This is a genomic window from Leisingera sp. JC11 (assembly GCF_040704725.1).
Taxonomy (GTDB): domain Bacteria; phylum Pseudomonadota; class Alphaproteobacteria; order Rhodobacterales; family Rhodobacteraceae; genus Leisingera.
Window position 1 is genome coordinate 1 of sequence record NZ_JBFCVS010000041.1, and the last position, 12,277, is coordinate 12,277.

At 55.7% G+C, this 12,277-nt stretch carries 14 protein-coding genes; 8 read left to right on the top strand and 6 right to left on the bottom strand.

All coding sequences use genetic code 11. The features are described 5' to 3' along the window. Positions 1-133 precede the first annotated feature (133 nt). A complete protein-coding gene (locus tag AB1A62_RS21655) occupies positions 134-637 on the top strand; it encodes an ATP-binding protein (RefSeq protein ID WP_366663533.1) in 504 nt (167 codons plus the stop codon). Between the two features lie 6 nt (positions 638-643). After that, positions 644-1,048, top strand: coding sequence for a response regulator (locus tag AB1A62_RS21660; RefSeq protein ID WP_366663534.1), 405 nt, complete (start codon positions 644-646; stop codon positions 1,046-1,048). 119 nt (positions 1,049-1,167) lie between these two features. On the opposite strand, the gene AB1A62_RS21665 is transcribed toward AB1A62_RS21660, so the two are convergent. Beyond that, positions 1,168-1,416 (bottom strand): hypothetical protein, encoded by a 249-nt coding sequence (locus AB1A62_RS21665; protein ID WP_366663535.1) that lies wholly within the window; start codon positions 1,414-1,416, stop codon positions 1,168-1,170. A gap of 1,207 nt (positions 1,417-2,623) precedes the next feature. Between AB1A62_RS21665 and AB1A62_RS21670 the strand changes: the two genes are divergently transcribed. Both AB1A62_RS21670 and AB1A62_RS21675 read left to right on the top strand, forming a co-directional pair. Then, complete coding sequence (locus tag AB1A62_RS21670) at positions 2,624-3,457, top strand: DUF4339 domain-containing protein (RefSeq protein ID WP_366663536.1); 834 nt, start codon at positions 2,624-2,626, stop codon at positions 3,455-3,457. Between the two features lie 174 nt (positions 3,458-3,631). After that, positions 3,632-3,871, top strand: a complete 240-nt coding sequence (locus AB1A62_RS21675) for a hypothetical protein (RefSeq protein ID WP_366663537.1) — start codon at positions 3,632-3,634, stop codon at positions 3,869-3,871. A gap of 105 nt (positions 3,872-3,976) precedes the next feature. On the opposite strand, the gene AB1A62_RS21680 is transcribed toward AB1A62_RS21675, so the two are convergent. Next, positions 3,977-5,110: an alpha/beta fold hydrolase gene (locus AB1A62_RS21680; protein ID WP_366663538.1), complete on the bottom strand. Its 1,134-nt coding sequence runs from the start codon at positions 5,108-5,110 to the stop codon at positions 3,977-3,979. 544 nt (positions 5,111-5,654) lie between these two features. Here AB1A62_RS21680 and AB1A62_RS21685 point away from each other — a divergent pair. From AB1A62_RS21685 to AB1A62_RS21695, 3 genes are all read left to right on the top strand, one after another. Beyond that, positions 5,655-5,897: a hypothetical protein gene (locus tag AB1A62_RS21685; protein WP_366663539.1), complete on the top strand. Its 243-nt coding sequence runs from the start codon at positions 5,655-5,657 to the stop codon at positions 5,895-5,897. After that, on the top strand, positions 5,894-7,363 hold the full coding sequence (locus tag AB1A62_RS21690) for an NAD(P)/FAD-dependent oxidoreductase (protein ID WP_366663540.1): 1,470 nt from the start codon (positions 5,894-5,896) through the stop codon (positions 7,361-7,363). Before AB1A62_RS21685 ends, AB1A62_RS21690 begins: the two co-directional genes overlap by 4 nt. 219 nt (positions 7,364-7,582) lie before the next feature. Beyond that, complete coding sequence (locus tag AB1A62_RS21695; RefSeq protein WP_366663541.1) at positions 7,583-8,272, top strand: recombinase family protein; 690 nt, start codon at positions 7,583-7,585, stop codon at positions 8,270-8,272. A 110-nt stretch (positions 8,273-8,382) separates the two neighbouring features. Here AB1A62_RS21695 and AB1A62_RS21700 read toward each other — a convergent pair whose 3' ends face one another. Then, on the bottom strand, positions 8,383-8,637 hold the full coding sequence (locus AB1A62_RS21700) for a hypothetical protein (protein ID WP_366663542.1): 255 nt from the start codon (positions 8,635-8,637) through the stop codon (positions 8,383-8,385). A gap of 224 nt (positions 8,638-8,861) precedes the next feature. Here AB1A62_RS21700 and AB1A62_RS21705 point away from each other — a divergent pair, with 224 nt between their 5' ends. Further along, a complete protein-coding gene (locus AB1A62_RS21705) occupies positions 8,862-9,032 on the top strand; it encodes an RSP_7527 family protein (protein WP_366663543.1) in 171 nt (56 codons plus the stop codon). A 1,208-nt stretch (positions 9,033-10,240) separates the two neighbouring features. On the opposite strand, the gene AB1A62_RS21710 is transcribed toward AB1A62_RS21705, so the two are convergent. The 3 genes from AB1A62_RS21710 to AB1A62_RS21720 form a co-directional block, all read right to left on the bottom strand. Then, a complete protein-coding gene (locus AB1A62_RS21710) occupies positions 10,241-10,606 on the bottom strand; it encodes a hypothetical protein (RefSeq protein ID WP_366663544.1) in 366 nt (121 codons plus the stop codon). Positions 10,607-10,802: 196 nt separating this feature from the next. After that, positions 10,803-11,288, bottom strand: coding sequence for a GNAT family N-acetyltransferase (locus AB1A62_RS21715; RefSeq protein WP_366663545.1), 486 nt, complete (start codon positions 11,286-11,288; stop codon positions 10,803-10,805). Positions 11,289-11,478: 190 nt separating this feature from the next. Continuing rightward, positions 11,479-12,138, bottom strand: coding sequence for a site-specific integrase (locus AB1A62_RS21720; RefSeq protein ID WP_366663546.1), 660 nt, complete (start codon positions 12,136-12,138; stop codon positions 11,479-11,481). Positions 12,139-12,277 lie beyond the last annotated feature (139 nt).

Genomic DNA, 12,277 nt, shown 5'->3' on the forward strand with positions numbered 1-12,277 from the left:
ACAACACTAAGCGGCCTCACAGCGCCTTGGGATACCGGCCGCCTGCGCCGGAAACCATCGTCCCGATGGACCAAAGGCCAGTCATGCACTAACAATCAAACCGGACCAGTCAGATCAGGCTCCCCAGCAGCTGGTGGATGATGTGCTGGACTACTCGAAAGTGGTCGGCCACCAGTTCACGCCGGAACCGGTGGATCTGCAGCAGATGGTGCAGCAGATCCTCCAGGACATGGATGCCCTGGTCGCCAGTTCGCAGGCCGAAATCCAGGTGGGGGCTTTGCCCGCGGTCCTGGGCAGCCCGTTCCAGATCCGGGTTCTGCTGACCAATCTGCTGTCAAACGCGCTGAAGTACAGGGTGGAGGGACAGAGAGCCCGGGTCCGGATCGAAGGCTTGCCCGTTGATACTGCAGACAAGGTGCGCCTATCGGTTTCCGACAACGGTCCGGGCATACCGCAGGAACAGCAGGAAAAGGTCTTCGACTTGTTCAAGCGTCTGCACCGTCATGACGAACTCCCCGGCTCGGGCATAGGACTGGCCCTGTGCAAGCGTGTGGCAGAAAACCACGGTGCAGTGGTTCATGTCGCCTCGGAGCCCGGGAAAGGCGCAACCTTCAGCGTTGACCTGAATTTGGAGTAGGAACAAATGCGGAGCCGCGCAAAAACAGCTTACGTCATAGATGATGACAGGATGGACCGGAAGTTTGCAAAACGGACCATCGGCAGATCGCAGCTGTTCGAACGGGTGGAGCTGTTCGACGGGCCTGTAGCTGCAATGAAGCACATCGAGGCAGGAGGGGATACGCCGGAACTGATCTTTCTTGATATCAATATGCCTCCGGTCACCGGCTTCGAATTCCTGGAGAAATACGGCGGGCAGCTCCAGGCCCTTGATCCCGTGCCTGCCGTTGTCATTGTCAGCACCACGGTTAACCCGGCGGATCTGGAACGCGCGGCCCAATTCCCGCTGATAAAGAAATTCTTCTCTAAACCATTGTCTCCGGAGCACATCACTGAAGCGAATTCGCTGCTAGGGCCCTGTGAGCCATGATCACAATGATCGGCGCCGCCAGCCGTGATTCCGCAGTAAGGACATTTGCGGATCCCTGATCCGGAGTTCCAGGCAGGCGGGCGCATTGACGCGAGACCCTTCCCCGGAATCCCGGCAAACTACGGCAGGCCCGCCGCAGCAGCGCGACGGATGAAGCGGCGAGGGCGAAAACCATTTGGGACCGACCCAATACTGTACGGCGATTTGTAGGGCAAACCGCCCGTCAGCCGAATAACAAAGCCAGCAAAATCAATTGCTTCACCTGCATGTTCGGTTTTTCTTTGAAGAAATGGTGCCGGGGGCGGAATCGAACCACCGACACGAGGATTTTCAATCATATTACCAGAAATGAAACCAATCAGTTGCAAGAAATTGTACAATTGTGTGCATAACTTTCCAAACCTCATCCAAGGATCAGGTTCAATATATTGAAATAAAAAGAAATTTTCAGGATTGCGAGCATTTACACTGTCATCGACAGCTACACTAAGTTTTTGGTGAGCGCCCGGTGAAGCCGACCTGACGTGCGCGCAGGGGGAGGTCTAAGTGTCCACTATCGATTGTGGACACTCTGAGGCACTTTATTCGCAGGCTAAACCATCACCATCACGGTCGAGACCATAAATGTCATTGCCAATGACCCGGATTGGCCCCCTGACATATTCAGGGCCGTTACCTCCGCCACCTGCACAATCAACATCACTCGCATTCGGAACGCAGCCAGAATAGTTGCTGTTGCACCCTGACCTTCTGGTAGTCGTCTTGCGAGAAGATGTTTGAGCACGGTGGCAGTGGTATGGCTTAGATCCTGCATGACATCCACTGGCATTGAGCCCGCCAGAGTGGCTAAAAACCATCGTTGGAAATGAAACAGCCAGAGTGGCGCCAAGCGCGAGGCCTAAAGTTTTCATAACAATCTCTTCTCCTAAATCTGATTGTATTGACTGTTCACCACTCATCTTTAGGGGTTTCTCTAAAGCCCGACCAGCCCGATAATTCACTCTTAGGCTGCATTGGTGCCATCGCTCTGATGCGACTACAATGACCCCCGCTACGCTCCTGTCGCAGCGCGGGCTACCCCCACGTCCAAACAGACATCTTTTGCTCCAGCAAGTTAGCTGCTACGACTGCTCTCGACATGGCAGACGCGGCCATGTTGGGGCGTGGAAACCCCTCAGTGACTTAGGCCGTTTCAGCGGCTGAACACCTTTGACCTATGGTCGGGGTGCCTGTGTTATACAACAGGCTCCGGCTAAAGGCACAGGGTCCGTGTCACTGCGGATTTCCAACACCCCGATCACCAGTCAACCGCGAGGGCGCTCGCTGATCGGGGCGCTATGCAGACAAACACACTGAACCCTTGCCAGATGACAGGCATGGCGATCAGCAACACGGATCGGTTTGCCCGCGATGTGTGCTGCACAGCCGCCCCAACTTTTCCAACCCCAGCCCATTTAAGCCCGTTGGACTTCAGCCGTTCAGGAGGGATCGCCTTCTGGCCAGAGTGCGGGGCGACCCCAAACACGGCTGGCCCTCGGCAGGCCAACGGCTGCCAAGAAATTACGGAGGTCCGGTGTGACTGAAGCGAATACAGAATGGTTTTACATCATCGGCGGTGAGCGTCTGGGGCCGGTCACTTTCCCCGACCTGAGGGCGCGCTACGAGAGCGGCGAGCTGACAGAGAAGACGCTTGTCTGGACCAAGGAATTTGCCGACGACTGGAAGAAGGCCGCCGAAGTTCCTGGGATGAGGGAAGCGAGCGAACCGCCGCTGGTTCCTGCAACCGAGATACAGAACCATTGGCTGTACATGCTGATCTCGGTCCCTCTGGTGATGGCCTTCGCCGAGGTCATTTTGCTGAGGCACGGCACAGAATCTTTCAACACGGGTGGACTGCCCGGACTGTCGTTCCTGCTGTTTTTCTTTGCCAACACGATCTGTGCGCTGCTCGACCAGAACGCTGTTGAGCGAAGTGGCCGTAGGGATGCTGTGAACGGCTTGCTGCTTTGGATTCTGCTGCTCGTCCCAGCCTACATCTACCTGCGCTCGAAGCGGACAGGCCTCGGCAGCGGCCCATTGGTGGCGTGGATTGTAGCCTTGGTGCTGGGAGGCTTCATCACTGCGGCATGGCCAGGAGGCGTCTATGTTGGGGCGAGTCTGCCGAAGTGCGACAGCAAGGCATCCTTGAGCATGGTCGAAGACCTCTATCCTGATATCCCGATCAATTTCGGCAAGGCGAAGGCGGTCAGCATCACTGACGTTGAGCAGGTTTCATATTCGGAAGCATCCAGTCAGCGAAAGTGCCGGGCCGTAGTGACCAACACCAGCGGCATCGACACACCAATCGCTCTCACGATCTCCGAGCAGGACGGTCAGTACTATTTCCACGTGCGTTTCGATGGCTTCTAGGCACCCGGCCTCCCAGATTTCAAACCAGGAAAGCATCTAGCAATGACAAGGTTTTTCAAACTCGCCGCGGCAACAGCAACGCTCCTGACGACACAGGCATGTATCCCGGCATCGGTCCCTATCAGAAACGCTGATGGAGAGGCGTTGATGGTAAGATTTTACCCAGGTGGCGAAATGCTGCTTGATCTATTGATCATCAACGACGTCAACTACTTCGGCAAAGCGCAGTACCAGTTTGACGACAATCTAGGGGATATCGGGTTTCGCTTCGAGACCGGGGAACGCGTCCGGGCCGAATGCATCGAGGCCGGGAAGGACATACTCGGCCAGGACCAGTGCTTGCTGTACAAAGTTTTCTGGAGCGACTTTGACCTGTTTCCGGTGGGCACCATCGCTCCGAACCCGATCATCTGAGCCGACAGCCAAGAACCCGGTGGCACCGTCAGAGCGGATGTCCACGTCCGCTTCGAGTGTCATGGCAGACCTGGGCAGGTTTCCTAGGAATGGCGGCCATCGGGACTAAGCCGACTTTAGGAAATCGAGCGAAACGCGCATAATCGTTTCCCATGCGTCTGTTCCCGGCAGAGGCACGTGATTTCTACCCTCCACGATCCTCAACTGTGCATCTGGCAGCAACGAGGCCATCAAGCTAGTTTGGCTTATTGGATTGACGGAGTCTTGAGTAGTGTGAACTACGAGGACCGGCACCCGTACTTGGTCGAGGATGTTTGATACGTCGAAGGTGTCTATCGAACGCCTCAGTGCGATTGCAGTATCCGGTGATGCAGAGGCCAGTTGCATCTTGCACATGTCATCAATCTGCGCCGCCGATGCGTCGGGCATGAATAGCGTCGCATAGGCCTTGCCAAAAGCACCGCCGGGCTTGCCCCAACCTTCTGATATGAGATCAAGGAAGGTATCCGCCTGAACTGAGTTCGGTTCAGGCTCACGGACAGCGCGGCCTTGAACGAAACCACCATACAAGACCATTCGGCTGATACGCTCGGGATGGGCCGCCGCGAATGCCAGTGACACTGGCACCCCTTGTGAGGTCGCCCAGATGGGAAAGCGGTCGAGTTCGGCGTCGTCGGCCACAGCAAGCATGTCCTCGACCAGCCGTTCGAGCGTGAAGTCCGTCGCGGGGCTTCCCGAAAGCCCCGTACCCCTCTGATCGTATCGCGTCAGCGAAAAATGTGCGCCGAGGCGATCAAGCGTCGGTCGCCTGACTTCACTCTCCCAATCCATGTTCAGATGCGTTAGGAATTGCCCGGCCCTCATCAAGGGTGGACCTTCGCCGCTCGTGGCGTGGGCGATGACAGTGCCATCCGCGGACCGAGCAACTTTGATGACCTGGTGCCCGGAGCTTGGTCCATCTGGGCTTGTCCGTGTGTCGCTAGAGACTTCAACAGAGAACCGGTAGCCCCGCTTACTCAGCGTTTCGAGCATGCGATTGGCGCTGTCGTTGTCGCCAATGGCCCGTCTGACCGTATTGATCCTGGTTGAAATTGTTGAATCTGAGACAATCCTGCCGCCCCAGACAGCTTCAATAAGGTCGTCGCGCGAGATCACTATTCCTGGGTTCTGCAGGAAGTATGCCAACACGTCGAAGACCTGCGGCTCAAGCCGGACAGACCTACCTGACTTCCAAAACATCTGCCGACCAGTATCGACGGCGCAATCTCCGAAAGTGACCCTCATAGGCAAAGCATGCCTCAAGGTGGGCCATCCGAGAAAGCAGAAAATTTCTTAAGAAAATCTGGCTGCACTCTTCAAGCAATCGCCTACCTGCAATGGCACCGTGTTCCTATCGCTGAAGGAGCAAACACATGCCAACCTCAAATTCTCAAATGCCTGACCTTCGCCAAATTGACGCCGATTGTGCATTCGGTCGTAGCCAGCAATGCGATCACATAATCAGCGCTGTTCGTTCACTGTTCACGCGACTTCGCCGTTCTGCCAAGAACTTGCAAGGCAACAGAAAGCAAAAATAGGCTCCGAAAGCTTCTTTGCCGCGCCAGCACCAATGTCTTACATGGGCGCTATGGCAGACCTGGGCAGGTTTCCCAGGAATGGCGGTCATGCGAAGACAAAAAGAACTTTCGCCGCGACTGCCCGAATGACCGCTGCCCAAATAATTCTCGCGTTTGCTCGTTTCAGGAGTTGCATTTTTCCTGTATGGTATAGGGGGGATTCCAATATGAGCACATATCTACTTGTCGGCACCGCAATGGGAGCCATCGTCGGTTTTCTACACATGCTAAACATTCTTCAGGCGCGGCTTGGTCGTCCGGGGCTGGCTCCATTCAAGACAGTTTGGCAAGGCATCTGGACATGGATTCTTTGGACCCTGTTTGGTGCCTATGTCCTGACGTTCTGGATTTTGGGTGCGGTCTTGTTGGGCGTTTCAAAACTAATGAACGGTCCGCGAGAAACGCCATGATCCAGGGTGAAATCAAGAACGCTGTTATCATCGGCGCGGGAATTTCCGGTCTCACAACGGCCAAGAATCTCAGCAGAATAGGAATTAGCTGTACGATTTACGACCGTAATCCCAAATTGGGCGGCGTCTGGGCGGACGGATATCATGGGTTTGGCGTGCAAATTCCGAAAGATCTCTACGAATTCCCGGATTTCCCATTGCCTGAAAACGTGTCGCATTACACGCCGGGTCCTGAATTTCAGAAATACATGGAAGACTATTGTGATCATTTTGGTATTCGCGACTGTCTCCAACTGGGCACGCGCGTTACGGCGCTGCGGCGATCGGGCGATGGTTGGGCGCTTGAAGTCGAAAATGAGCGTGGCACCAACAACGTACAAGCCGATCTGGTCGTCATTGCCACCGGGCTTTATTCCGAAACACCACAGATGCCCGAGATCGAAGGGCAGGATCGTTTTCTCGGTGAGGTTCTTCACAGCAGTCAGGTTAAGGATATTGAGGTTTTGCGTGGACGTCGCGTGGCTGTTGTCGGCTATGGCAAGAGTGCGTGTGACATCGCGGGGGCAGCGATCGGAGTGGCCGACGAGGTACATCTGGTCTTCCGGAGCGCCCATTGGCCGGTGCCCAGAAAACTTCTGGGCCTGCTTCCCTTCAAGTGGGGCATGCTGACACGGCTTGTTGCCGCGATGATCCCGCCCTACGTTCGGCCAACGCCTATCGTTCGTTTTCTTCACACCGCCGGATATCCTTTGCCGTGGATTTTTTGGCGGGTGGTTGAATTGCTGCTGCGCACCCAGCAAAAACTGGGAACGAAGATCGCCAATGGAAATAACCTGGTTCCCGAGCACCCAATCGAGTTTGACGCCTATTCCGAGGTGACGATGGTCCCAAGACCAGGGTTCATAGATAGCATCCGATCCGGTGAGATTTCCGCGCATCGCAGTGGCTTGCAGCGGTTCACCGAAAAAAAGCTGATCCTCGAAGACGGTGACACACTGCCAGTGGATTGTGTCGTCTTTGGCACCGGCTGGAAAACCGGGTTTGATTTTCTCCCCCAGGACCTGCGCACTGCAATGGGTGAGGAACCGGACGGCATATACCTTTACCGGCACATTCTGCACCCTGACACGCCAAATCTGGCCTTTGTCGGCCGTGCCTCGTCTTTCATGAGCGTGACGACCTTTGCGCTACAGGCCCGCTGGCTTTCCGAGGTCGTTGCCGGGAACATTGCGTTGCCAAAAGAAGAAGATATGCGTGCTTCGATTGATGCATTAAAGCGCTGGAAACAATCGTGGATGCCGGAAGGTGCGGCGCGCTCGGCGACGCTGCTCTTGCACATGGCCCATTATCACGACGAGCTACTGCTTGACATGGGTTCGGAACCGCTTCGGAAAGAGGGCTTTCTTGCTCCTGTAAAAGAGCTGCTGGTTCCCTATCAAGCCAGTGATTTCCAGGATGTTGTTTAGCGCGAATTGAATGTCGGCAGCCCGCCAGTTACTGCCGTTTGTTTGTCCTGTGACACCTGACCTTTTGGGGCTCTGACCACTCCTTCGCGGCGGATTGCACCAGTGTCCGCTATTGGGCATGGACGACACCCCTAAAGCCTCAAGCCAGTTGATATTCCGGCCAACCTTCCGGACGTCGTCTACGACAAACCAACGTTTGTCGTCTACGGAGAGAGCAGAATGGCCGAATATGTTGTCTACTATCGGGTTTCGACGGAACGGCAGGGGAGATCTGGCCTGGGGCTGGAAGCGCAGTGGGCGATGGTTGAGCAGTTCCTTCAGCCCGCCGACAACGTGATCGCCGAGTTCACCGAAATCCAATCCGGCAAACGGGACGACCGGGCGGAACTGTGGAACGCGATCAACCTCGTCAAGAAGACCCGGTCCAAGCTGCTGATCCCGAAGCTGGACAGATTCTCCCGGAAGGTGTCGTTCATATCGGGGATCATCGACCAGGGCATAGAGCTGACCGTCTGTGAGCACCCGAACGTCTCAACCTTCTTCCTGCATCTGCTGGCCTGCTTTGCCGAGGAGGAGCGCCGCCAGATATCAGAACGCACCAGAGCCGCGCTCAGAGCCGCCAAGAAGCGGGGAACCGTGCTTGGCCGGAATGCCCAAGCCTTGGCCTCCCAACGGCGGTTAGAAAAGCGGGATTTCTTCGAGACTGTGCGTGCCGAGTTCGAGCGGGCGGTTGCCGACGCAGGATCATTTTCCGGGGCTGCAAGGCTGCTGAACGAGAGGGGCGTGGAGACCGCTAAAGGCGGAAGGTGGTATCCACAGACCGTTAGAAACTATGTCTCCTGCTGTGACCTCAAGCTGCCGGATCACGGGGAGGCAGAGTCATATCTGCATCCTCCACATCAAGGCTGAACGCAGCCTCCGGGGTCAGAAACTGCTCCACCTCCAATTCGGGGAACAGCGTCTCCTTGATGCGTTCCAGCAGTTCTACGGATTGTGCCGTTCGTGGTACCTGATCATGATCACGACTTCGTCCAAGTGCCGTTTGTCAAACGGCGACGTACGGGACTTTCGGACCTGTGCCGCAGTTTGTGGCCGAAATTGCGCACCCATGACCGGATCGTTTCGAGGACAACCAAGACATCGCGTTCTGCAAGCAGAACTTCAACATCGCGCAAGCTCATCGCAAATCGGTAATAGGCCCAGGCCGCGTAAGAAATGACTGAGCGAGGGAAGCGGTAGCCCTTCAGGTGGGGCATGAAAGCACGGCTGATCATGGGGCCGCGCTATGCAGTAGATGGTGCAAGGTCAACAACTTGACGCTGCCCCAGCGTCGCCACGGGGGGGGGCGATTGGGTTGGCATAGGAACGCGGCCCGGACTGAAAGCCATGCATCCTTTTCATGGCGGCTTTCCCGATTCATGGGATTTAAAGCCTGTGGATGTCCCTATCTACTAAGGCGAATGACCCACAGGGTCACAATGCAGACGAGACTAAACCGATGAACGACATAAGCTTTGAAATCCCGACCAACGCCGAAATCCGCAAGATCCTGGCCCGTGCGCATCAACTGCGCGCCGAGGCTTTTCGCGCAAGCCTTAACAGCGCCGTCGCCTCCGTGAAGTCGCTGTTCCAGCGCGAGAGCAACGCTCCTCTTCGCAACCGGGTGTGACACGCTACACCTTGATGACAAGGGCATGGATCATGTCCGTGGCGCGCCGCATCATCCCCAGACCCAAGGCAAGATCGAGCGGGTGGCATCAGACCCTGAAGAATGTCAACGACTGCTCCGCCCTGCACACCGACCGCTGGCGGCTAATTAACCAGATGTCCGCTTGTGGTGAGCAACCAGATTAATGCAACGGCTGCTTCGAACTGTGATCGACATACTGCTGCAGCGAGGCGGTCTGACCTGGACAACAGCCTCGGCTCAAAGCGGCATTCAGTGATCAGTGTCCAGACTGAACTTTTGAATTGGGACCAGGGGCAGGTGTTGAGGCTATAGTGTGCCGCTTTGCCAAAAATGGTAAAAGTCATGCGCCTACATCCATATGGCACTTTTACTATTTTTACCAGCCAGGATGGCAGTCAGGGCAAGCCGCCAGGGCCGTGGGATAATCTGCCCTGTTCCCCTGTGTTTGGGGAACATTCTCCCTTTTTCACCAAATCGCCCTGAAATTCAGGAAACTCACAGTCCCCGACGTATAAATAACCCCACATACAGAAACACATCGCACACACAGCCATATTGAACACAGCTCGCAGCTCTCTCGTATCAGGAACGCGATACAAACACACACATAGACAGCCCGAAGCGTCATGCAATCGGACCCAGTAGGGTCACGGCAATCTCCGCCAGTGGTGCAGAACCGAATTGAGTAGGTCGGCAGACATGACGTCATCGAAAAGTAGGGTTAGGAGACAGCGAAAGCGGGGGAAGGATGAAAGCCCCCATCAGAGAGCCAGAGCAAAATAATTGTCATCACGAGACGGGGAAGTGCCGTCGCCGAGCTAGCCGAACTGCCGTCCACGTAAAGCTAGCATATCGGTCCGCTGTTTGAGCAGCACGTAGGCTGAGACCGGATAGCCGCCAGCCGCGCTTTGGAAAGCAATCGTGTGTGGATGGTTTGTCAGACCTTCGGGTCTCTCATGCTTCTCCTCAACGGATAGGAGAAGTATGTCCAAAATCCAAAAATTCCAAACAGATACAAACGCAGTTCTTGATCACGCAGTGATCAAGCGATTGGCCAAAGATTGGCTATGGCTTCACTTCGTGAAGTGCTTCGCAAGTGCCTTGAGCATTACTGGCTGGTTGGGCTGGGCGGGCTGAGTTTAGAGTTCGGCCTCCGACCAAACTGGTTCTGCAGCCCGCCTGCCGTCTCATTTGCCGAAGCGGCTGCGGATGGCCGAGGCAGCACCTTCCAGCACATCATCCAGCTTTCCTTCGCTGGCGAGGGCCTTCAGCTTCTGAAGGTTCTCAGCCACGTCCTTGGCATCGGTGCATTTGATAGCGTTCAGGCCAGGGGCCAGCTCAAGTGCTGCTTTCCCGTAGCGGGGCGAGATGAACCAGTCGCCCTGGTCCGATTTCCAAACCCAAGTGCTTTTGATTGTGCTGGCATCACCATCCGGCATGCCCGCTAGCTGCTTGTCGACGGCGGCGATGAATTTTTGACGGCGCTGGCTCGACGGCTGGCTTGCCTTCGGCTTCTCGGCGGCTTCAAGTTTGAACTGTTTCTCAAGTGCCATTGGGGTCTCCTTTGCTACCCCAACGGCGTCCCCTGGAAGCTTGCCACAGACAACACGCCTATGGCCGCAGAATGCTCTGGCTGTCGAATTTGGACGTTCTCGGTGACAATACTGGAGGTATCCAAGGCAGGACAAAGCCACCGTTTCCTTTGGAAGGGCCAAGTGTCCGCTTTGCGGAGAAACAACAAGTTTTGGTTCAAAGACGCATGCTCATCTCATGCCATGCCATTCCTCCGTGGTCGGAGGCAGACGGTCTCAGATAGCCATAGCCGAGCTTCTCGTAGAGCGGCACGTGATGCTCTTTACACATCAGATGAATCGTCGCCTTGCCCATCTGCTGCATCCGCTTGACAAACTCATCCATCAGCGACCTTGAATAGCCCTTGCCTTGTTCCGTGGGGGCCACGACGACGGACATGATGACGACATTGGGTGCGTCAGGGTCGTGGCCGATAAGTTCTTTGAAGTCCTCGTCAGACATTTCGACCTCGTGAGCGCATCCGCAATTGATGAAGCCAACAACCCTCCCATCCACTTCAAGGATCAGAAAGCCCTCAGGGTAGGTCTCAATCCGCTTGTAGATCTTGGCGTGGGTTGCAGCTTCGTCACCTTCGTAGGCGGAGGTCTCGATTTCGAAGCAGCGATCCGCATCGGCAGGTTGGGCATTTCTAAACTTGCTCATACAGCTCTCCCCTTTGCTAAGGAGGAGTTTAACCAAAAATATCCAAGGCTGTCTCGCAGCCAGCAAAGCGTGTCGATAACCAGACCTTGGTGCGCAGAGCAGCATCCAAGCACTTGGGCTCAATGTGAGCTTTCGCGGCTCACCAGCTCAAGGTCTGAACTGGTGACATGGCAATATTCACGTCGCCTTGTCAGTCATCCCCACGGGTCTGAAGGTTCTCGATCAGTTCCTTCGTTGGGGCCATGTTCTTCAGGTAAAAGCGTTCCAGCTGGTCCACTGATGTGCCAGCATTCTTGGCCAGCGTATAAAGGTTCACCTTTCCCTGAGAGCCTCTGAGGCGTGCCTGGATGGCATAATGCCGTAGGGAGTATGGAGACAGCTTTCTGTCTTCATCCAGCAGCTCGGCCTTTTCCAGGATATGGTTGAACAGGCGGCGGGCGGTGTTGATGGCTGTCCTGCGGTTGGAATATTCCGGCATCCACACATAGCTGTTCCGATCCGGGCTGCTCTCGTCGAATGGGTTCAATGTCCCCTGATAGAGAGGAACAGCCAAGGGCATGGTTACGCTAGTGCGGCCACCGGTCTTGCCGCCACGGACGTTCATTTCCAAGTGCGGCGGATCGCCTTTGACCTGAATATCCTTGTGCTTCAGTCCGAACAGCTCACCCTCTGTGGGCCGGAGGAACGTGTGAACGACAAAGCGGAACATCTTGGCATGATGGCCAGTGATCTGGACGCCACGGACCACGTCGCCGCGTTTGGCACACTCACCGGCAGCCCTCATGAACCGTTTGTATTCGTCGTCCGTGAAGGTGTGTCGTGGCGTGTCCACGGTCTTCTGCTTCGGCATCACCGGCAGCACGTGTCAACGCCGTTTGAACTTTCCCCAAAAGTGCCGAAGTAAAATTCCCCACTTGCTTGGTCCCGGTGATCAGCCGGCGTCAGTGATCAGCGGCTCCATTCCTTGTCTTTGGCGGCCGTCCACGGCG